A 19,554-nucleotide genomic window follows, 5' to 3' on the forward strand; every position below is an offset into this window, starting at 1 on the left:
TTTCGGTACGGGCCCGCTCTGCGGCGGATTGGATCGGTATTTTGGCCTTTTCGGCTTAAGCCGGTATTAACGCCTGCCACTGAGACCGGTGACTATTTTGCCGGCCTGGTTGGCGGAGCCTATTGTCCGAGGTCAACCGGCGGGCGTTGGCGTGCGGCTCTCGATGGCCTTGATCAGGCGTGCGGCGAGGGCTGGGTAATCCTCGTCGAAATGGTGACCGCCGGGCAGTTCGAGCTGTTCGCCGACGCGGCTGGCGGCGGTGCAACCGCTCTCGCCACGTTCCTCCTTGCCGTATACGCACAGCACTTTGGTCGCCGGCAGGCGCGCCACTTCCGGGCCGGTGGCGGCTTCTTGGCCGGCGCTGCCGAGCCAGCCCTGGACTTCGATTTCAAAACTGCCGCTGCGTGCCAGGGCGATCAGCAGGATGGCCGACACCTGCTGCTGTTCGCTGGCGGGCAAGCGGTTGTAGATCGCCGGCAGCACATCGGCGCCGAAGGAATAGCCGGTGAGGACAAAATGCCTGGCGCCCCATTTCTGCCGGTACTGCTGCATCAGCTTGGCCAGGTCGCTGGCGCTCTGTTCCGGGCTTTTGTGCTGCCAGTAGTAGCGCAGGGCGTCGATGCCCACCACCGGGTAACCGCGTTTGGCCATTTCCCCGGCCACGGCACGATCCAGGTCGCGCCAGCCGCCGTCGCCGGAATAGAACAGGGTGACGGTGTCGGCCGCTTGGGGCGCGGCTACTTCCACCACCGGCATTGCCTCGCTCTGGCCTTGCAGCAGGCGGCGCAGCTGGCTGTCGAGCACCTGCGGCAACGGCGTGTGGTAGTCGCTGATGCTGGTTTGGCCATTGTTTTGCTTGCGGGCGAAGGCGGCGCTGCGGTCGTCCGGGTTGTCGTTCCAGGCGGCCAGCCAGTGACCGTGGGCGGCTGTTGCCGGCAAGGCGTCCGGGCAGTCGGGCTTTTCCACCGTGAAGGCGACCGACAGCGCCTGGGCCTGGTCGTTGTCCTGCCCGGCGAGCCAGCGCCAGGCCAGGGTCGCTCCGGGGCCGATGCCGGCGACGAGGGTGGCGGGGCCGGCCAGATGCTCCAGGCTGGCTTGCAGGTGTTGTTGCTGGGCGTTGCAGTCCCTTTCGGCGACGAACTGCACCAGTTGGGCGCCGCTGTCACGGCTCAGGGCCAGCAGTTGCCTATCGCTCAGCGCATGTTCGGCCGGCACCGCGAGGGCCACTCGGGCTTGCGGCGCTTTGCCGGGTTGGACCAGGGTCAGCGGGCTGCCGTCCGGTAACCGTAGGTGTTCCACGCTGGGGGCGGCGCTCGCACGGCTCCACAGCAGCAGGGCGATGGCCACAATCAGGAGAGCGATGAGGGCGAGCGTATGTCGCCAGTAGCGTCGGATCATCAGCGTTTCACCAGTCCAGTCAGGCCGCCGGCGATCAGGGCGGCGGTGTCGGCCAAGGCCAACAAGGGGTCGAGGCCGGCGGGTACGGCCATGTAGCGCGGTTCCCAGTCCGGTTGGAATTTATCCTTGAAGCGGCGCAAGCCCTGGAAATTGTAGAGCTGCTGGCCGCGCCGGAAGACCATGGCCCCGAGCCGCTGGGTCAGGGGCGCGCCGCGCCGTGGTTGCAGGCCGGAGAGCGGAACCATGCCCAGGCTGAAGCGCCCATAACCCTGTTCCTTGAAGTGTAGGATCAGACCGAGCATCAGGAACTCCATCGTCAACTTCGGAGCCTGCGGGTGGGCGCGCATCAGGTCCAGGCTGGCCAGTTCGTGGCTGTGGGTTTCCAGCAGGTTGGCGAAGGCCACTGCGCGGCCTTCGAAGCGGATCACCGCAATGCGGAAATGCCGCAGGTACTGCGGGGTGAAGCGGCCGAGGGAAAAGCCTTTCTCGCGCACGTTCTTGCCGTTGACCCAGGCTTCGGAAATCGCCTGCAATTCGTCCATCGGCGCTTGGCCTGCAGGGTGGATTTCCAGCGCCAGGCCATCCCGCTGGCCGCGACTCCAGGTGTAGCGCAGGTCTTTCATCTCCTTGCCCTTGGCCTCGAGGTCGAAGCGCGGCAGGTCGACACGGGCTTCTTCACCGAGTTTCAGCGCGGTCAGGCCGATGTCCATGTAGTACGGCAGGTTCTCCGCGCGCACCTGGTAGAACACCGGACGGGCATGGTGCAGGTCACAGAGGTCGCGGAACTGCCAGATCAGTTCGGCGCGCTGCTGCGCCGGGCCGACCGGGTCGTACAGTGCGACCATGCTGCGGCCACGGCGGGCGTACATGAGGAAGGCGTCGTCACCCTGATGGAACAGCAGGGCCTTGTCGCCGGTCAGGGCCAGGCCGCCGCCCGGTTGGTCAGAGGCCTTGAGAATGGCGGCGGCCTTTGCCAGTTCTTCGCCATCCGGCAGATGAATCACTGGTGGGGCGGCGCGCAGCAGCCAGGTCAGCGCGACGATGACCAGCAACACCGCGCTGCCCAGTGCCGAGCGCAGGGCGCGCGGGGCGTTGGCGTCGAGGGTGAATTGCCACCAGAGTTCATGGCTGTAGGGCACGTCCTGATAGGCGAACAGCAGCAGCCAGACCGAGGCGGCCAGCACGCAGAGGCTGGCCACCAGATAAAGCGCCGAGAACGGCAATTCGAGCAGCCGGCTGGGGCGGTAGAAGACGCGACGGAACAGGGCCAGCAGGCTGGCGGTGATGGTCAGCAGGCTGGCCTCTTCCCAGTCGAAGCCTTTCAGTAGGGAGAGCAGGGCGCCGGCCAGCAACAGCACCAGGGTCAGTGCCCAGGCCGCCGATAGACGCCGGCGCAGGCCTTGGGCGAGCAGCAGGCAGAGCACGCCGATCAAGCTGGCACCCAGGTGCGAGGCGTCGATCAGCCGATGCGGAATCAGAAAGCCGAGGTGCTCCAGGCGCGTGTCGATCACCGGCGTGGCACCGGAGAGCAGCAGCACCATGCCGGAGAAAAACACCAGCAGAGCCAGCACTGGCGCGGCCATGCCAGACGCGACACGCATGGCCTGACGCGTCGGCTGCAGGCGCTGGGCTTCGACCAGCAACAGCAGCAGGCAGGCCAACAACAGTGGCAGCAGCACATAAATCAGGCGATAGAGCAGCAGGGCCGCGGCCAGCGGCGCGGCGCCAAGCTGCTCGGCAAAAGCCGCCAGCAGCACCGCTTCGAACACCCCGACGCCGCCCGGCACATGGCTGAGTACGCCTGCCGCCAGGGCCAGCAGATAGACCAGCAAGAAGGCCGCGAACGGCGGTGTTTCGGGTAGCAGCAGATAGAGCACGGTGGCGGCGGCGGTTACATCCAGTGCAGTGATCAACAGTTGCAGCAGCGACAGGCGTAAGCCGGGCAGGCGCAGGGTGCGGCGGCCGACGCGCACCAGCAGGTTCTGCGGCATCGGCTGTTCCGGCAGGCGCCGGCGATAGATAGCGGCCACCAGCAGGCCGCCGAGCAGCAGCACGGCGCCGGCAACCCCCGCCAGCAGTGGCGCCGGCAGGCGCAGCGCGGCCGCGGTGTCCGTCAGGTCGCTGAGGGTGGCCAGCGCGGCCAGGATGGGAAGGGCGCAGCCCAGGGCGAGGCTGGCGAACAGCGTCATTCGCGCCACTTCGCCAGCGCCCAGGCCGTTGCGGGCGTAGAGGCGGTAGCGCACTGAGCCCCCGGAGAGCAACGACAGGCCCACTGCATTGCCAATGGCAAAGGCGCTGAAACCGCCAAAGGCGAGGGTCGGCAGCGGCAGTTGCACATCGGCATAGCGGCTGGCCGACCATTCATAACCAAGCAGAATCATAAAGCCGAGCACGGTGACGGCCAGGGCGCCAAGCAACGAGGGGATCGGTACGCTGAGTAAAGAGTCGCGCAGGGCGCCCGGGTCCAGTTCGCTGAGCAGGTGGCGGCAGGCTATCAATGCAACGCCGAATAGCAACAGCGTCAGCGCCAGGCCCAAGGGTTGGCGATAGGTGCTGATACGTTCCAACCAGCGCAGGCGTGAAGGGTGGATGTGCGAGGCAGGTGCTGCGGTTTGGGAATCAGGCGAGTTGGCGCGCATTGAGCACCTCAGGGTTGTGCGCGACAGAGTGGGGCGCGTGGGTTGCTTACCAATGGCGGCGAGATAAATATTTTGCGATGGCCGGATTATTCTTCGGCTGGATAGTAGTTCCGAACGGTGCTTGCTGCGTTGCATGCTCGCGGCACATCTATCGGAGCGGCACTTATGACCCCCTATAAAAGCCTGCAACGCCACGACAAGTCGGGCGTCGCCACCATCAGTTTCGATCATCCGCCGATCAATCTGCTCGACCGCCAGGTAGTGGTCGATCTGTTGCGGCTGGTCAAGGAATTGGAGCAGGACACTGCCACTCGGGTAGTGCTATTTCGCAGCGCCAATCCAGACTTTTTCATCGCTCATTTCGATTTGGCTGGCCAGGTTGGTGAGCAGGCGCCAGCGTTGCCGCCTGCCGGTGAACCGAGTCTATTAAGTGCGTTGTTCAGCCGTTTTGCGCGTTTGCCGCAAGTCACTATTGGCGAGTTGCAAGGCCGTGCGCGTGGCGCAGGGAGCGAGTTTCTCCTGTCGCTGGATATGCGCTTCGCCTCTCGTGAACGGGCGTTGCTCGGTCAGCCGGAAGTGGCAGTGGGGCTGCATCCGGGTGCCGGGGGCACCGTGCGGCTGGCGCAAATGCTTGGTCGTGGGCGGGCGCTGGAAGTCTGCTTGAGCGGGGATGACTACGACGCAGAGACTGCCGAACGTTACGGTTGGATCAATCGCGCGCTGGCCGATGCAGAACTGCGACCCTTCACGGAGGCCTTGGCGCGGCGTATCGCCAGCTTTCCTGCGGCCGGTATTGCTCATGCCAAGGCCTTGGTGGGGCAGTGCACGCAACTGGATTCGGGCGCTTTGGCTGATGAGTCGCAGCGTTTCATCGCTGAGATGGCGGCGACTGAAACGGTGAAGCGGGTCGATTGGATGCTGGCCCAGGGTGGGCAAACAGATGGTGAGTTGGAGCGCAATCTGGGGGCGTTGCTGGCGCGCTATCCAGAGCAGCTGAGCTGATTCAGGAGCGCCAGAAACACAAAAGGCCACTTTTTCAAGTGGCCTTTAAATGTTGGTTGCGGGAGCCGGATTTGAACCGACGACCTTCGGGTTATGAGCCCGACGAGCTACCAGACTGCTCCATCCCGCGCCGGCTATTCTACAGTTGAGCGCTGCCCTGTCAATCACTATTTTGCTTTTGTATCAAAGGCTTAAGTGTTTATAGAAACGACAGGCACAAAAAAGGGCCACTTCTTCAAGTGACCCTTTATTTGTTTGGTTGCGGGAGCCGGATTTGAACCGACGACCTTCGGGTTATGAGCCCGACGAGCTACCAGACTGCTCCATCCCGCGCCGGCTATTCTACAGTCGAGCGCTTGGCTGTCAACCTTTAGTTTTGAAAAACTGTTGCATGTTCAGATGCTTAGAGCCGTCCTAGGGCGGCGCTGCGAAGCTCCGGGCCATGCCGGGCGGGGCTTGGCGGGCTTTCTACGGGCACGATTTCGCGTATTGACCAGCACCTGCATTCGCCAAGGTTTCAGTGTTCGTGCAAGGGCCATGGGCCACGACCTGCCAACCGTACAGGCGGATCACGGCGCAGCGCCCTGTCGCCCTAAGCCGCCGTATGCACCACGGAGCTGTCCACATGGTTGATAGTGGCCAGGATCTGCTCTGGCTCAGCCAGTGCAGGCGCCATGGTCCAGCGTTCATAGGCATCGTTGCCGATGCGCACCATGCCGGAATGGTTGGCTATGTTGCCGTCGATCAATGGGTTCACATCGTAGAAGCCGAGGCTATAGCGCAGTTGCTCAATGTCGGCGGGTGCTCCGGTCAAGAACAACCAGCCCGGCTCGATATGCTGCCGCTCGACGTACTCTTTCAGACTCTGTGGCGTGTCCACCTCGGGCTGCAGGGTGATCGAGTACATGAAGACGTCGCGGCCCACGCGGTCGCCGAGCATTTTCTGCACGCGGCGCAGGTTCGCCGTCGCGGTCGGGCAGTTCCCTGTGCATGAGGCATACATCATGTTGATGGCAACCACTTTGCCGCGAATCAGGTCGTCGTAGAACCTGACCGCCTGGCCTTCGTGGGTGTAGAGCGGCGTGTTCGGGAAGTAGCTGCCGCCCGCCGCACTGCTGCGAGCGCGCTGCGGCCCTGTCATGCCGCCCTGCCAGGCGATCACTCCAAGCGCGGCGACGCCCATGCCGGTCAATAGATCTCTGCGCGTATTCATGTGCATCCCTCCGCCTTCATCAGGGGTGTTGCCGCGCCACTCAAACGATGTCCCATCTCAGCATCATCGCGTGGTCTTCGTGGATCAGGTTGTGGCAGTGCATGACGTACTTGCCTTTGAAGTCGCGAAAGCGCATGAACACCCGCAGGGTCGTGAATGCGTCGAGCACATAGACGTCCTTGCGGCCCTGCTCGTGTGCTGGCACCGGCACGTTATTACCTTTGAAAATCTTACCGATGATGCGCCCCTCTTCGAAGTGGATATGGATGGGGTGGGTCCAACCGTCTTCGGGGTTCACCAGCTCCCACACCTCTGCGCGGCCTTGGATGATCGAGGCCCGCGGAACCTTCACGTTGACCAGCTTGCCGTTGATCGACCACAGACCACTCGAGCGCTCGAACACCCAGCGCCGCACCGGCGCCGCCGCGATCTCCGCAAGGCTGAGCGGTGGCAGCGCGCGCAGCACGCTCGGCACTTGGCTGAGATCCTGCTCCGGCGGGACGCGATCGACGATGAACTTGAGCACGCGCGTGCCCGGCTCCTTGATGTCCTTGCCCTCGCGGGTGTCCTCCTGGCGCATCTTGTTGACCAGATAGAGCACGGTGCCGATCGGGTACTTGGAGAAGTCCACGACTATGTCGGCGCGCTCGGCCATGCCCAGCTGCACCCGGGTCTGGTTCAGCAGCGGCGCCGGCAACAGGTTGCCGTCGTTGGCGATGTAGGTGAACTTCTGCAGCGCGCCGCTCGGCGAGACCAGTGAGAACGCGTAGAAGCGGCTAGGCCCGGCGTTGAGCAAGCGCAGGCGATACTTGCGGGCCGCCACCCGTAATACCGGCTCGATGTAACCGTTGACAGCCACTTTGTCGCCCAAAACCCCCTCGGGGTTGACCTGGTCGTAGAAGAGGATGCCGTTGTTGTCGAAACGCATGTCCATGAAGTTCAGCGGGTAGTCGTAAGGATGGCTCGGCAGGCGCAGCGCGCTTGGGTTCGGATCCCGTTCGCTGCCCGAATCGATGTCGTCGAACAGCAGATACATTCCGAACAAGCCGCGAAGCATGTTCGGCGCGGTGAAGTCCAGGGTGTGGTCATGGTAGAACAGCGTGCCCAGGGCCTCGCGCGGGTCGCCGATATGGTTTTGCAACTGGTCGTAGCCGGCATAGATGTTCGGGTAGAAGTGATCCTTGAATGCCCCTGGCGCGGTCAGGGTCGGCCCGGCCTTGTTGGCGCTGTAGTAGTCGCCGGGGAAGCCATCGCTTTCCGACCCGATGTGCGCATTGTGCAGGTGGGTGGAGATCTCCGGTGTGCCGAAACCGACGTGATTCTGCGGCAGCTGGTTCCGGAAGCGGACGATGACCGGCTTGCCATAACGCGCGAAGATCGTCGGGCCGGGGCTGACCGCGCCCGGCGAGTTGCCTTCGTAACCCCAGATGCGTTGCGGCGGATAGGCTGGATGGAAGACCCAGTCGGGGCGCTCCTTGGCCTTCAACTCGTACAGCAGCGGCGCGCCGAGCACGCCGGTGAGTTCGGCGAAACGTTGGTGCGGCGCTCGCCCGGCTTCACCGCCGGCCGTATTCGCCGCCACGGTGGGGCTCGGGTTCAGGGTTGCGACCGCTTGCAACGGCGTGATTGCGTTGGGCAGTGTCACCAGCCACGGCGTGGTTGGCGGGCTGGGAGGGAAGACCGGCACGGCTGCGGCCGCACTCTCGCGCGATCTCAGCAGCAGCGGCGTCAGCATGGCGGCGGCGCCGAGCTTGAGGAACGAACGCCGGGCTTCGACATCGGCTGAGTTTTTCAGGGCCGGCAGTCGACCTTTCCTCTGTCTCAGTTCTGTGGTTTTCATGGTGACTCACCCCTCATCTCAGCCGGCTTGCTCATGGCTGACTGCAACCCCGCATTGGGTGGCGTCAGCGCCGTCTTCGAGCCAGGCAGTGGAAGAGCGCTCGCAGCCGAACGCCTCTGACCCGCTTTCGCTTATCAGCGCTCGGCCACAGGGCGTTCTGTCCGTTGACGACAACGGACAAGTAGTCGGTAGGTAGTGTCGGGAGGGGACAGGTTGATGGGCCGAGAACGCGTCGGTCTGTGAAGGCTCCATCATGCGAGTGCGTTGCTCTCTGTCCATGATTTCTCCATCGTTGTGTCGACCCAGGCACCGGGCCTAGTGCCCTTGCCCGTGCAACACAGCGCCGTGCAAAACGTCGAACTCCTCTGTGGTACTGAGTCATGTTGCAAAAGTGTCGATAACCAGTCTAGGTCAGAACTGTTCTTAACAAGTGTGCAAGCGCCTGTTCTGTCTGGGTTTAATAGATTGTTATGGCGTATTGATAGCGACGGTTAGGCGTGTGGGCTATGGCAGGTAGTCAGGCGCTGGCTCATTTCCGCCAAATCGCCAGCGCGGCTGATCGGCCAGAGCTATACGGAAGATAATGGTCGGATGAAAGTGGGTATCATGCCTGGCGCTCGGCTTTCCATTCAGTGGAAATTGTAGGCGGGCAGCGCTCACGGCCTCTGTGCTTTTCAGGCAAATGGAAATACGGGTATCAAGTCGGTTATCAACGCGTCTTGTCTTGGTGGTAGTTGAATAAATTCAATTGCTTATGAGCCAAAGAAAAATCATTCACGTGGACTGCGACTGCTTTTACGCCGCCATCGAGATGCGCGATGACCCGCGCCTGGCGAATAAACCCTTGGCAGTCGGCGGTGCGGCGGATCGGCGCGGGGTAATTGCCACCTGCAACTATGAAGCGCGGGCTTATGGGGTGCGCTCGGCGATGTCTTCGCGGCATGCGCTCAAGCTGTGCCCGGACCTGCTGATCGTCAAGCCGCGGATGGATGTCTATAAGGGCGTCTCGCGGGAAATCCAGGCGATCTTTCGTGAGTACACCGAGATTATCGAGCCGTTATCGCTGGATGAGGCCTTTCTGGATGTCTCGGACTGCCCGCACTTTTCCGGTAGCGCCACGCGGATCGCCCAGGACATTTGTCGCCGCGTTTCGCTGCAGCTGCATATCACCGTGTCCGCCGGGGTGGCGCCGAACAAGTTTCTCGCCAAGATTGCCAGCGATTGGCGCAAACCCAACGGCTTGTTCGTGATCACCCCGGACGAGGTGGAGGGTTTCGTGTCGGCGCTGCCGGTCAGCAAGCTGCATGGGGTGGGCAAGGTCACCGCGGACAAGCTCGGGCGCCTGGGGATCATCAGCTGTATGGATCTGCGCGAATGGGACAAGCTGGCGCTGCTGCGAGAGTTCGGCAGCTTCGGCGAGCGCCTGTGGAACCTGGCGCGTGGCATCGACGAGCGCGCGGTGCAGGTCGATAACCGCAGGCAGAGCGTGAGTGTGGAAAACACCTATGACAAGGATCTGCCCGATCTGCCGGCCTGCCTGGAGCGTCTGCCGGGTTTGCTGGAGCTGTTGAGCGAGCGGATGGCGCGGCTGGATGGCAGTTACCGGGCGGACAAACCTTTCGTGAAACTGAAGTTCCACGACTTTACCCAGACCACCCTGGAGCAGGCGGGCGCCGCACAGGATCTGGACAGTTATCGGAAGTTGCTGGGTAGCGCCTTCGAGCGCGGCGGCAAGCCGGTGCGCTTGATCGGCGTTGGCGTGCGGTTGGTGGATTTGCGCGGGGTCAGCGAGCAGTTGGAGCTGTTCGCTCACTGAGTGCATTGATGGGGCGATGAGTTTGATACGCAAGGTGGGCGGGTATGGTGTCCCTTGTAGGAGCGGGCCATGCCCGCGAAACGCGATTAAAGCATCGCGGGCATGGCCCGCTCCTGCGTCGGAATGCTGCCCTAACCCGGTAGTCCGTGAAGAAACTTATATCAGCCCTTTTCCGGCCATACGCGGATCGGTTTGCCTTGCGCCGGCCACAGGCGCAGCTGGTCGATCGGCGAAACGTCCCAGCGCTGTACCTTGCCCAGCGCCTCGAGGAAGCGGGCTTCCTGCTCCATCAGCGCGGGTGCGCACATTTTGCGGGTGCTGCCGGCCTGGCCGAAACTGAGCTGCGTGCCTTTCATTTCATAGGGCGCGAACCAGTGGTTGCAGCCGGCACTGCCATAGGCGCGGCCATCGGCGCCAAGGGTCAGGGTCAGGTGGCTGTTGTCGATCAGCGGGCGTTCGCCGATCCATTCCACCTGGTAAGTGCTGTCCTGGTCCAGCACCAGGGCATCGCTGGCGCAACCGAGCAGGCTGGTGGCGAGCAGGCTGAGGGCAAGGGTGCGTTTCATCGGGCGTCCTTTTGGTTCTTTCAGTCTTTTTGGCATTTGGGGCACAGGTGACGGCCGCTGTTGTTCTGCCAGTGCAGCTCGCGAATGCGCGCTTCGGCAGCAGGTGCATGGGCCTTTTTACCGAGTGCGGAGTCCACCGCGAACTCGAAATCCAGCTGCGTGCCGCAACCGTCGCAGTTGACCTGCCAACTCAGGATAGACAACTCGCCGAAGGCCGGCCCTTGCGCCACGGCCACCCACTGCCCGGGCGGGTTGATCAGGTGGCGAACCTTGTCCACGTTCAGGCGCATGCTCAGGTCGCGGCTGCCTTTGAGGGTCACCAGCAGGCTGTCGCCGCTCTGGACCGAGCCGCCGTTGCCGGTGACTTGATAGCGACCCGGCGCCAGGGCTCGGCATTCGATCAGGGTGTGCTCGGGGTTGAGCAGGTTGTAACGGAAGTCGTGTTCGGCCATGGGAGCAGGTTTCAGTCGCTATCTAAGAGGAAATACAAGGCCGGCATGTTAACACGGCCTAAGCCTCGACCCGATTCTGCGGCTGGTTGGCGATCCACGCCTCGATGTTTTCCAGCGTGGTTCTGGCGATGCCGGCAAGGGCCTCGCGGGTGAGGAAGGCCTGGTGGGCGGTGACGATCACGTTGGGGAATGTCAGCAGGCGTGCCAGTACGTCGTCCTGCAGTGGCAGGTCGGAGCGGTCTTCGAAGAACAAGGTGGCTTCCTCTTCGTAGACATCCAGGCCCAGGTAGCCGAGCTGGCCGCTTTTCAGCGCCTCGATCAAGGCCGGGGTTTCCACCAGGGCGCCACGCCCGGTATTGATCAGCATGGCCTGCGGGCGCATGTGTTGCAGCGATTGGCGGTTGATCAGGTGGTGGGTAGCGGGTGTCAGGGGGCAATGCAGGCTGATGATCTGCGCCTGCTCGAGCAGTTCCGGCAGCGGCACATAACGGCCGCCGAGTGCCAGCACCTGCGGGTTGGGGTGTGGGTCATAGGCCAGTAGGCGGCAGCCGAAGCCAGCCATGATGCGGGCGAAGGTGGTGCCGATCTGCCCAGTGCCGATCACGCCGACGTTTTTCTCGTAGAGATCGAAGCCGGTCAGCCCATGCAGCGAGAAGTCGCCTTCGCGGGTGCGGTTATAGGCCCGGTGCAAGCGGCGGTTGAGCGCCAGGATCAGGGCCACGGCATGCTCTGCCACGGCATGCGGCGAGTAGGCCGGCACGCGGACGACGGTCAGCCCCAGCTGCTGCGCAGCGGGCAGGTCGACATGGTTGTAGCCGGCCGAACGCAGGGCAATCAGTTGTGTGCCACCCGCCGCGAGGCGTTGCAGGACCGGAGCGCTCAGATCGTCATTGATGAAGGCGCAAACCACCGGGCAGCCCTGGGCCAGGGCTGCAGTGTCGAGGCTCAGGCGCGCGGACTGGAACAGCAGTTCATGGCTGGTCGCCGATGACGCGGCGCTGAAGCTGTCGCGATCATAGGGCTGGTAGCTGAATAGCATGATGCGCATGTGCGTCTCTCCTTTTGCTCTGCGGCCTCATCAGGCGCGGGATTGGGCCTCGTTTGCCAGGCGGGTGATGGCGTCGTCCAGCTCGTCCAGCGCGGTTTTCGCCGCCGGATCGTTTTGCTTGAGCAGGGTTTCGCTGCGTTGGCAGGCGGCGCGCAGTTGCGGCACGCCGCAATAACGGGTGGCGCCATGCAGGCGATGGACCCGTTCGATCAGGGCGATGCGGTCGTCCGCATCGCGTGCATGGCGAATGGCTTGGCGGTCGGCGTCCAGCGAGGCGAGCAGCATGCTCAGCATGTCGGCCGCCAGATCGGCCTTGCCGGCTGCCAGGCGCAGGCCCTCTTCGGCGTCGAGGACACGCTGGTTGAGGGGGGTGGGCGTGCTTTGCGTCGGGCGTTCCGGGCCATGGTTGCGTAACGCCAGGCCGGTCCATTTGAGCACCACCTGCGCCAGCTGCCGTTCGCTGATCGGCTTGGTCAGGTAGTCGTCCATGCCGCCTTGCAGCAGCGCACGCTTTTCGTTGGCCAGGGCATGGGCGGTGAGGGCGATGATCGGTATCGGCGCGGTGTCGTTTTCACCTTCCCATTGGCGAATCGCCTCGGTGGATTGTCGGCCGTCCATGCCGGGCATCTGCACGTCCATGAAAATCAGGTCGAAGCACTTCTGTTGAACGATGGCCAGAGCGGCGTAACCACTGTCGACGGCGCTGACCTCGGCGCCCATATCGCTGAGCAGGGTTTGCACCAGCAGCAAGTTGGCCGGGTTGTCGTCGACGCACAGCAGGCGCGGCGGGCGATTGGTCGGCGTGCTGGCCGCTTCCACGCGCAGATGGCGCGGGCTGACCAGTTCCGCCAGGGCGCGCTGCATCTTGCGGGTGCAGGCCGGTTTGGCGTGCAGTTGCCTGTGGGCGTCCGGCAGGGATTCGTGATAAAGCGTCTGTTCGGTGGTCGGGCAGAGCACCAGGCTTTTGCAAGCGAGGCGTTCGAGGTCCCAGACGCGCCGGCTCAGGCGTTCCGGTGGCAGCTCCTGGGCGGTCACGCCGAGTACGGCCAGGCCGATCGGGAGGTCGCCGTGCTGCTCGGCGGTCACGGCTTCCACCAGGTCGTCCAGGTGCTGGTACTGCACGACCTGCAGGCCGCAGTCTTCCAACTGGTGCTGCAGGGCCTGGCGCGCCAGCTCGTGGCCTTCGAGGATCGCCACGCGGCGCCCGAGCAGTGGCGCGCGTGGCAGGTCTTCGGCATCGTCGCGGGCTTTGGGCAGGCTCAGGCTGATCCAGAATTCAGAGCCTTCGCCGGGGGTGCTGGCAACACCGATCTCGCCGCCCATCTGTTCGATCAGACGCTTGGATATCACCAGGCCGAGGCCGGTGCCGCCGGCTTGCCGCGACAGCGAGTTGTCCGCCTGGCTGAACGCCTGGAACAGCGCGCGCAGGTCTTCGTCGGAGAGGCCGATGCCCGTGTCCTGCACGCTGATGCGCAGTTGCGCACGGTCGCTGTTTTCATCTTCGACCATGGCGCGCATGGCGATGGTGCCTTCGCGGGTGAATTTGATCGCGTTGCTGACCAGGTTGGTCAGCACCTGCTTGAGCCGTGCCGGGTCGCCGATCAGCGACAGTGGGGTGTCGCGGTACACCAGGCTGACCAGTTCCAACTGCTTGGCGTGGGCCGCCGGGGCGAGGATGGTGAGGGCATCCTGTAGCACGTCGCGCAGGTTGAACGGGATGTTTTCCAGCACCAGTTTGCCGGCTTCGATTTTCGAGAAATCGAGGATTTCGTTGATGATCCCCAGCAGGCTGTCGGCGGATTTCTCGATGGTGCCCAGGTAATCCTGCTGGCGCGGCGTCAGCTCGCTTTTCTGCAGCAGGTTGGTGAAACCCAGAATGCCGTTGAGCGGGGTGCGGATTTCATGGCTCATGTTGGCGAGGAATTCGGATTTGATCCGGCTGGCCTCCAGGGCTTCCTTGCGTGCGAAGTCCAGTTCGATGTTCTGGATCTCGATGGTTTCCAGGTTTTGCCGGACGTCTTCGGTGGCTTGGTCGATGCTGTGTTGCAGTTCTTCCTGGGCGTTTTGCAGTGACTCGGCCATGCGGTTGATGCCCGATGCCAGCTCGTCCATTTCATGGCTGCCGAGCGGTGGCAGGCGGGTTTCCAGGCGACCTTCCTTGAGTTGGCTGACGCTCTGCTTGATCCGCCGCAGCGGCTCGTTGATCGTGCGGCTCATTTGCACGGCCAGCAGCGCCGTGACGCCGAGCCCGGTGACAATCAGCAGCAGGCTGGCGAGCAGGCTGCGGTAGCTGCGCAGCAGGGTGCCGTGGTGCGATAACTCCAGTTCGACCCAGCCCAGCAGGCGTTCGGGGTCATCGACGATCGGGTCGCCGGTCAGGCTGCGATGACGGCCGAGCACCGGCAGCAGAAAGCGCGTCGCATCCTTGCCGCTGCGCTGCAACAGCTGGTTGCCGTCACCCTCCGGGGTCGAGTTGAGCATGTTCGGCCCGGCGTGGGCCAGGCGCGCGTTTTCCGCCGAGAGAAAGGTCACGGCGCGCACGTCCGGCTGCTCCAGGGCCTCGCTGGCGACCCGGTTCAGTAACGTGGTATCGCCTCGCGCCAACGCCGGGGCGACGAGTGGCGCCAGCTGTTCGGCGATCATCTGCCCGCGCTGCAGCAGTTGCGCTTGCAAGTCGGACAGTTGCATCCAAATGAAGTAACCGCCGAGCACCAGCGCCATCAGGCTGGTGGGTAGCAGGGTGAGCAGTAATACGCGGCCCTTGATGCCAAGATCCTTGAACACAGCCATCCTCCCGCGTTGCACTGTTCGATGAGTTCTGGCCGGCAGTGTAGCGCTTGCCTTTGTGCGAACAAGAGGTGAACGCTTTCCTTATAACAACCTGTAATAAGCCTCTGTGTTCGTGTGTTATGGCGTCCGGCCGTTTGCCGCTATCATGGGTGCCCCCGCAGTCTGGATTGCGAAGACGCCATGACCCTGCAGTACCCAACCATCGCCGATTGCGTCGGCAACACGCCGCTGGTGCGCCTGCAACGGCTGCCCGGCGAAACCAGCAACACCCTGTTGGTGAAACTGGAAGGCAACAACCCCGCGGGCTCGGTGAAAGACCGCCCGGCGTTGTCGATGATCACCCGTGCCGAACTCAGCGGTGCCGTCAAACCCGGCGATACCCTGATCGAGGCGACCTCCGGCAATACCGGGATCGCGCTGGCCATGGTCGCCGCGATCAAGGGTTACCGGATGATCCTGATCATGCCGGACAACATGAGTGCCGAGCGCAAGGCGGCGATGACCGCCTATGGCGCCGAGCTGATCATCGTCAGCAAGGAAGAGGGCATGGAAGGCGCCCGCGACCTGGCCGAGCGAATGCAGGCCGAAGGCAAGGGCAAGGTGCTCGATCAGTTCGCCAATGGTGACAACCCGATTGCCCATTACAACGGCACGGGTGCGGAAATCTGGCGCCAGACCCAGGGCAGCATCAGCCACTTCATCAGCTCCATGGGGACCACCGGCACCATCATGGGTGTGTCGCGTTACCTCAAGGAGCAGAATCCGGCGATCCAGATCGTCGGCTTGCAGCCGATGGAAGGCTCGGCGATTCCGGGTATCCGCCGCTGGCCAGAGGAGTATCTGCCGAAGATTTATCAGGCCGAGCGCGTCGACCGCATCGTCGATATGGCCCAGAGCGAGGCTGAAGACGTGATGCGCCGGCTGGCCCGCGAAGAAGGCATCTTCTGTGGCGTTTCCTCCGGTGGCGCGGTGGCCGCCGCGTTGCGTTTGTCGCGTGAGGTGGAGAATGCCGTGATCGTGGCGATCATCTGCGACCGCGGCGACCGTTATCTGTCGACCGGTGTCTACGATGACCCCCGCTGATCATGGCTAAACGTAGCGGTGATTTGCGCTTCCAGCCGAGCGGCGGTACCCGCGCGCCGCAAATTCCGGTCGGCAAGAAACAGCGCCTGACCATCGAGCGCCTGGCCAATGACGGCCGTGGTATCGCCTTCTTCGAGGGGCGCACCTGGTTCGTCGCCGGTGCCCTGCCGGATGAGCAGGTGGAAGCCCGCGTGCTCGGTGCTCGCAGCCAGATCGTCGATGCCCGCGCCGAACGGATTTTCACCGCCGCGCCGCAGCGGCGTGTCGCGCCCTGCGCCCATGCCGGCCGCTGTGGCGGTTGCACCCTGCAGCACCTGCCGCACAGCGAGCAACTGGCGTTGAAGCAACGCCTGCTGGCCGAGCAGTTGAGCCGTATTGGCGGCTTGCAGCCGGACGAGTGGGCGCCGGCGCTGGTCGGCCCCGAGTTCGCCTATCGCCGCCGTGCGCGCATTGCGGTGCGCTGGGATGCCAAGGCCAAGCACCTGGATGTCGGCTTTCGCGCGGCGGCCAGCCAGGACATCGTGGCTATCGCCGATTGCCTGGTGCTGGTACAGCCCTTGCAGCCGATTATTCGGGCACTGCCGCAGGTGCTGCGGCGCTTGGCCAAGCCGCAGGCGCTGGGCCATGTCGAGTTGTTCAGTGGTACGGCCAGCGCTGTTTTGGTGCGTCATACCGCGCCCTTGCCGGAGGCCGACCTGGCGTTGTTACAGGCGTTCTGTGCCGAGCACAGTGCGCAACTCTGGCTGCACGGCGAGGGTGAGCCGCAGCCGCTGGATGCCGGTGAGACGCTGGGTTATCGCCTGCCGGCCTGGGACCTGCAATTGGCCTATCGCCCCGGCGATTTCGTACAGGTCAATGCGCCGGTGAATGAGGCAATGATCGCGCAGGCGCTAGACTGGTTGGCACCGCAAGCGGATGAGCGGGTGCTGGATCTGTTCTGTGGCCTGGGCAACTTCGCCCTGCCGCTGGCCCGCCAGGTTCGTGAGGTGGTGGCGGTCGAGGGGGTCGAGGCGATGGTCGAGCGGGCCGCGAGCAATGCCACGACCAATGGTCTGGGCAACGCGCAGTTTTTTCAGGCGGACTTGTCGATCCCGCTGGCCGGCGCCACGTGGGCGACACAAGGTTTTTCCGCGGTCTTGCTCGACCCACCGCGCGATGGCGCGCTGGAAGTGGTCCGGCAGATTGGTGCTTTGTGCGCCAAACGCGTGCTGTATGTGTCCTGCAATCCGGCGACGCTGGCGCGTGATGCGGCGGAGTTGGTGCGGCAGGGTTACCGGTTAAAACGAGCCGGCATCCTCGACATGTTTCCGCAGACGGCACATGTCGAGGCGATGGCGTTATTCGAGGCGGACTAGGAAGTTCGCGTAATCCGACCAGCCCGCAGAAGGCTGGCGATTTTTTATGCAGTCAGGCGGGGTGTTTGCCGCACGCCGTAGGGAAGGTAAACGATGGTACAGGTTAGAGCGCACCAGCCGATCAACACGGACGGCAGCATCAACCTAGAGGCTTGGCTCGATCATGTGGTCAGCATCGACCAGGCATTGGATCGCGAGGCCTTGAAAGCCGCGTGCGAGTTCGCCCGCGAGGCCGAGCAGCAAGCCAATGCGGCGAAGAATCTATGGGCCGAAGGCAACTCCAGTTTTCGCACTGGCCTGGAGATCGCCGAAATCCTTGCCGATCTCAAGCTCGATCAGGATTCGCTGGTCGCGGCGGTCGTTTACCGCGGCGTGCGCGAAGGCAAGATCACCTTGGCCGCGGTGCAGCAGCGCTGTGGTCCGGTGGTCGCCAAGCTGATCGATGGCGTGCTGCGCATGGCGGCGATCAGCGCCAGCCTCAATCCGCGCGAGTCGCTGGTGCTGGGCACCCAGGTCCAGGTCGACAACCTGCGCAAGATGCTGGTGGCGATGGTCGACGATGTGCGCGTCGCGCTGATCAAACTGGCCGAACGCACCTGCGCGATCCGCGCGATCAAGAATGCCGATGACGAAAAGCGCCATCGGGTGGCCCGCGAAGTGTTCGATATCTACGCGCCGCTGGCGCATCGACTGGGCATCGGCCATATCAAGTGGGAGTTGGAAGACCTGTCTTTCCGCTACCTGGAGCCCGAACAATACAAGCAGATCGCCACGCTGCTGCATGAGCGGCGGTTGGACCGTGAGCGCTTCATTGCCGAGGTGATGGCACAGCTCAAGTCCGAACTGGCGGCCACCGGCGTGCAGGCCGATATCAGCGGGCGGGCCAAACACATCTATTCGATCTGGCGCAAAATGCAGCGCAAAGGTCTGGCGTTCAGCCAGATCTATGACGTGCGTGCGTTGCGCGTGTTGGTGCCGGAGATGCGCGACTGCTACACCGCGCTGGGCATCGTGCATACCCTCTGGCGGCACATCCCGAAAGAGTTCGACGACTACATCGCCAACCCGAAAGAGAACGGCTACCGCTCGCTGCATACCGCGGTGATCGGCCCGGAAGGCAAGGTGCTGGAAGTGCAGATCCGCACCCATGCCATGCACGAGGAAGCCGAGCTGGGCGTGTGCGCGCACTGGCGCTACAAAGGCACCGACGTCAAATCCGGCTCCAACCATTACGAAGAGAAAATCTCCTGGCTGCGCCAGGTGCTCGAATGGCATGAAGAGCTCGGCGATATCGGCGGCCTGGCCGAGCAGTTGCGCGTGGATATCGAGCCGGATCGGGTCTATGTGTTCACCCCGGACGGTCATGCCATTGACCTGCCCAAAGGCGCGACGCCGCTGGACTTCGCCTATCGTGTGCACACCGAAATCGGCCACAACTGCCGCGGCGCCAAGATCAACGGGCGTATCGTGCCGCTCACCTACAGCCTGCAGACCGGCGAGCAGGTGGAAATCATCACCAGCAAGCACGGCACGCCGAGCCGTGACTGGTTGAACAGTAACCTCGGTTACGTCACCACCTCGCGGGCGCGGGCGAAGATCGTGCACTGGTTCAAGTTGCAGGATCGCGACCAAAACGTCGCCGCTGGCAAAACCCTGCTCGAGCGCGAACTGGGCCGCCTGGCATTGCCGCACGTGGACTTCGAACGCCTGGCGGAGAAGGTCAACCTGAAAGCCACCGAGGATATGTTCGCCGCCCTCGGTGCGGGTGATCTGCGCCTGGCGCACCTGGTCAACGCCGCGCAGCAACTGGTCGAGCCGGAGCGTGGCAACGAGCAGTTGGAGCTGATTCCGCGCAAGCACAGCCATTTCAAGCCAGGCAAGCGTGGCGATATCCAGATCCAGGGCGTCGGCAACCTGCTGACGCAAATGGCCGGCTGCTGCCAGCCGCTGCCGGGCGATGCGATCGTCGGTTACATCACCCTTGGGCGTGGCGTCAGCATCCATCGCCAGGACTGCGCCTCGGTGCTGCAGCTGGGCGGGCGCGAGCCGGAGCGGATCATCCAGGTCAGTTGGGGGCCGGTACCGGTGCAGACCTACCCGGTGGATATCATCATCCGCGCCTACGACCGTTCCGGTTTGCTGCGCGACGTATCCCAGGTGCTGCTCAACGAGAAGATCAACGTGCTGGCAGTCAACACCCGCTCGAACAAGGAAGACAACACCGCGGCCATGTCCTTGACCATCGAGATTCCGGGGTTGGATGCGCTGGGTCGTTTGCTGGGGCGGATTTCCCAGTTGCCGAATATTATCGAGGTGCGGCGCAACCGAGCTTCCTGAGCTGCTGCGCTTGGC

The 19,554-nt window shown here is 63.6% G+C and carries 13 protein-coding genes and 2 tRNA genes; 5 read left to right on the forward strand and 10 right to left on the reverse strand.

All coding sequences use genetic code 11. From position 1 onward, the window contains the following. Window positions 1–132 precede the first annotated feature (132 nt). Together AC3IYG_RS06950 and mprF are read right to left on the reverse strand one after the other, a co-directional pair. Window positions 133–1,398 carry a virulence factor family protein gene (locus tag AC3IYG_RS06950; RefSeq protein WP_489313055.1) on the reverse strand — a complete coding sequence of 422 codons (1,266 nt, stop codon included), beginning with the start codon at window positions 1,396–1,398 and terminating at the stop codon, window positions 133–135. Then, window positions 1,398–4,037 carry a bifunctional lysylphosphatidylglycerol flippase/synthetase MprF gene (mprF, locus tag AC3IYG_RS06955; protein WP_489313056.1) on the reverse strand — a complete coding sequence of 880 codons (2,640 nt, stop codon included), beginning with the start codon at window positions 4,035–4,037 and terminating at the stop codon, window positions 1,398–1,400. The genes AC3IYG_RS06950 and mprF overlap by 1 nt, the downstream gene beginning before the upstream one ends. 165 nt (window positions 4,038–4,202) lie before the next feature. Here mprF and AC3IYG_RS06960 point away from each other — a divergent pair, with 165 nt between their 5' ends. Beyond that, window positions 4,203–5,039: an enoyl-CoA hydratase/isomerase family protein gene (locus AC3IYG_RS06960; RefSeq protein ID WP_489313057.1), complete on the forward strand. Its 837-nt coding sequence runs from the start codon at window positions 4,203–4,205 to the stop codon at window positions 5,037–5,039. A gap of 53 nt (window positions 5,040–5,092) precedes the next feature. Here the strand turns inward: AC3IYG_RS06960 and AC3IYG_RS06965 are convergent. The 4 genes from AC3IYG_RS06965 to AC3IYG_RS06980 form a co-directional block, all read right to left on the reverse strand. Continuing rightward, a tRNA-Met gene (locus AC3IYG_RS06965) sits at window positions 5,093–5,169 on the reverse strand. 126 nt (window positions 5,170–5,295) lie between these two features. Then, a tRNA-Met gene (locus tag AC3IYG_RS06970) sits at window positions 5,296–5,372 on the reverse strand. 259 nt (window positions 5,373–5,631) lie between these two features. Beyond that, the gene (locus AC3IYG_RS06975; protein ID WP_489313058.1) at window positions 5,632–6,252 is read right to left on the reverse strand and encodes an SCO family protein; all 621 of its coding nucleotides are present in this window, start codon (window positions 6,250–6,252) and stop codon (window positions 5,632–5,634) included. A gap of 40 nt (window positions 6,253–6,292) precedes the next feature. Then, complete coding sequence (locus AC3IYG_RS06980; RefSeq protein WP_489313059.1) at window positions 6,293–8,092, reverse strand: multicopper oxidase family protein; 1,800 nt, start codon at window positions 8,090–8,092, stop codon at window positions 6,293–6,295. 754 nt (window positions 8,093–8,846) lie between these two features. Between AC3IYG_RS06980 and dinB the strand changes: the two genes are divergently transcribed. Then, window positions 8,847–9,908: a DNA polymerase IV gene (gene dinB, locus AC3IYG_RS06985; RefSeq protein WP_489313060.1), complete on the forward strand. Its 1,062-nt coding sequence runs from the start codon at window positions 8,847–8,849 to the stop codon at window positions 9,906–9,908. Window positions 9,909–10,069: 161 nt separating this feature from the next. On the opposite strand, the gene AC3IYG_RS06990 is transcribed toward dinB, so the two are convergent. From AC3IYG_RS06990 to AC3IYG_RS07005, 4 genes are read right to left on the reverse strand one after another with little or no spacing between them, the layout of a single operon-like run. Further along, complete coding sequence (locus AC3IYG_RS06990) at window positions 10,070–10,474, reverse strand: META domain-containing protein (protein WP_489313061.1); 405 nt, start codon at window positions 10,472–10,474, stop codon at window positions 10,070–10,072. 20 nt (window positions 10,475–10,494) lie between these two features. Next, window positions 10,495–10,926: a hypothetical protein gene (locus AC3IYG_RS06995; protein WP_489313062.1), complete on the reverse strand. Its 432-nt coding sequence runs from the start codon at window positions 10,924–10,926 to the stop codon at window positions 10,495–10,497. Between the two features lie 58 nt (window positions 10,927–10,984). After that, complete coding sequence (locus tag AC3IYG_RS07000; protein WP_489313063.1) at window positions 10,985–11,974, reverse strand: 2-hydroxyacid dehydrogenase; 990 nt, start codon at window positions 11,972–11,974, stop codon at window positions 10,985–10,987. Window positions 11,975–12,004: 30 nt separating this feature from the next. Next, window positions 12,005–14,758 carry a response regulator gene (locus AC3IYG_RS07005; RefSeq protein WP_489313064.1) on the reverse strand — a complete coding sequence of 918 codons (2,754 nt, stop codon included), beginning with the start codon at window positions 14,756–14,758 and terminating at the stop codon, window positions 12,005–12,007. 186 nt (window positions 14,759–14,944) lie between these two features. On the opposite strand from AC3IYG_RS07005, the gene cysM reads away from it, so the two are divergent. The 3 genes from cysM (at window position 14,945) to relA (ending at window position 19,539) form a co-directional block, all read left to right on the forward strand. Beyond that, a complete protein-coding gene (gene cysM / locus AC3IYG_RS07010) occupies window positions 14,945–15,847 on the forward strand; it encodes a cysteine synthase CysM (protein ID WP_489313065.1) in 903 nt (300 codons plus the stop codon). Between the two features lie 2 nt (window positions 15,848–15,849). Next, window positions 15,850–17,202: a 23S rRNA (uracil(1939)-C(5))-methyltransferase RlmD gene (rlmD, locus tag AC3IYG_RS07015; RefSeq protein WP_489313067.1), complete on the forward strand. Its 1,353-nt coding sequence runs from the start codon at window positions 15,850–15,852 to the stop codon at window positions 17,200–17,202. 93 nt (window positions 17,203–17,295) lie between these two features. Continuing rightward, entirely contained in the window at window positions 17,296–19,539 is a 2,244-nt protein-coding gene (relA, locus tag AC3IYG_RS07020; RefSeq protein ID WP_489313068.1) for a GTP diphosphokinase, read from the forward strand. Window positions 19,540–19,554 lie beyond the last annotated feature (15 nt).

It is taken from the genome of Pseudomonas sp. KH_027 (genome assembly GCF_057838565.1).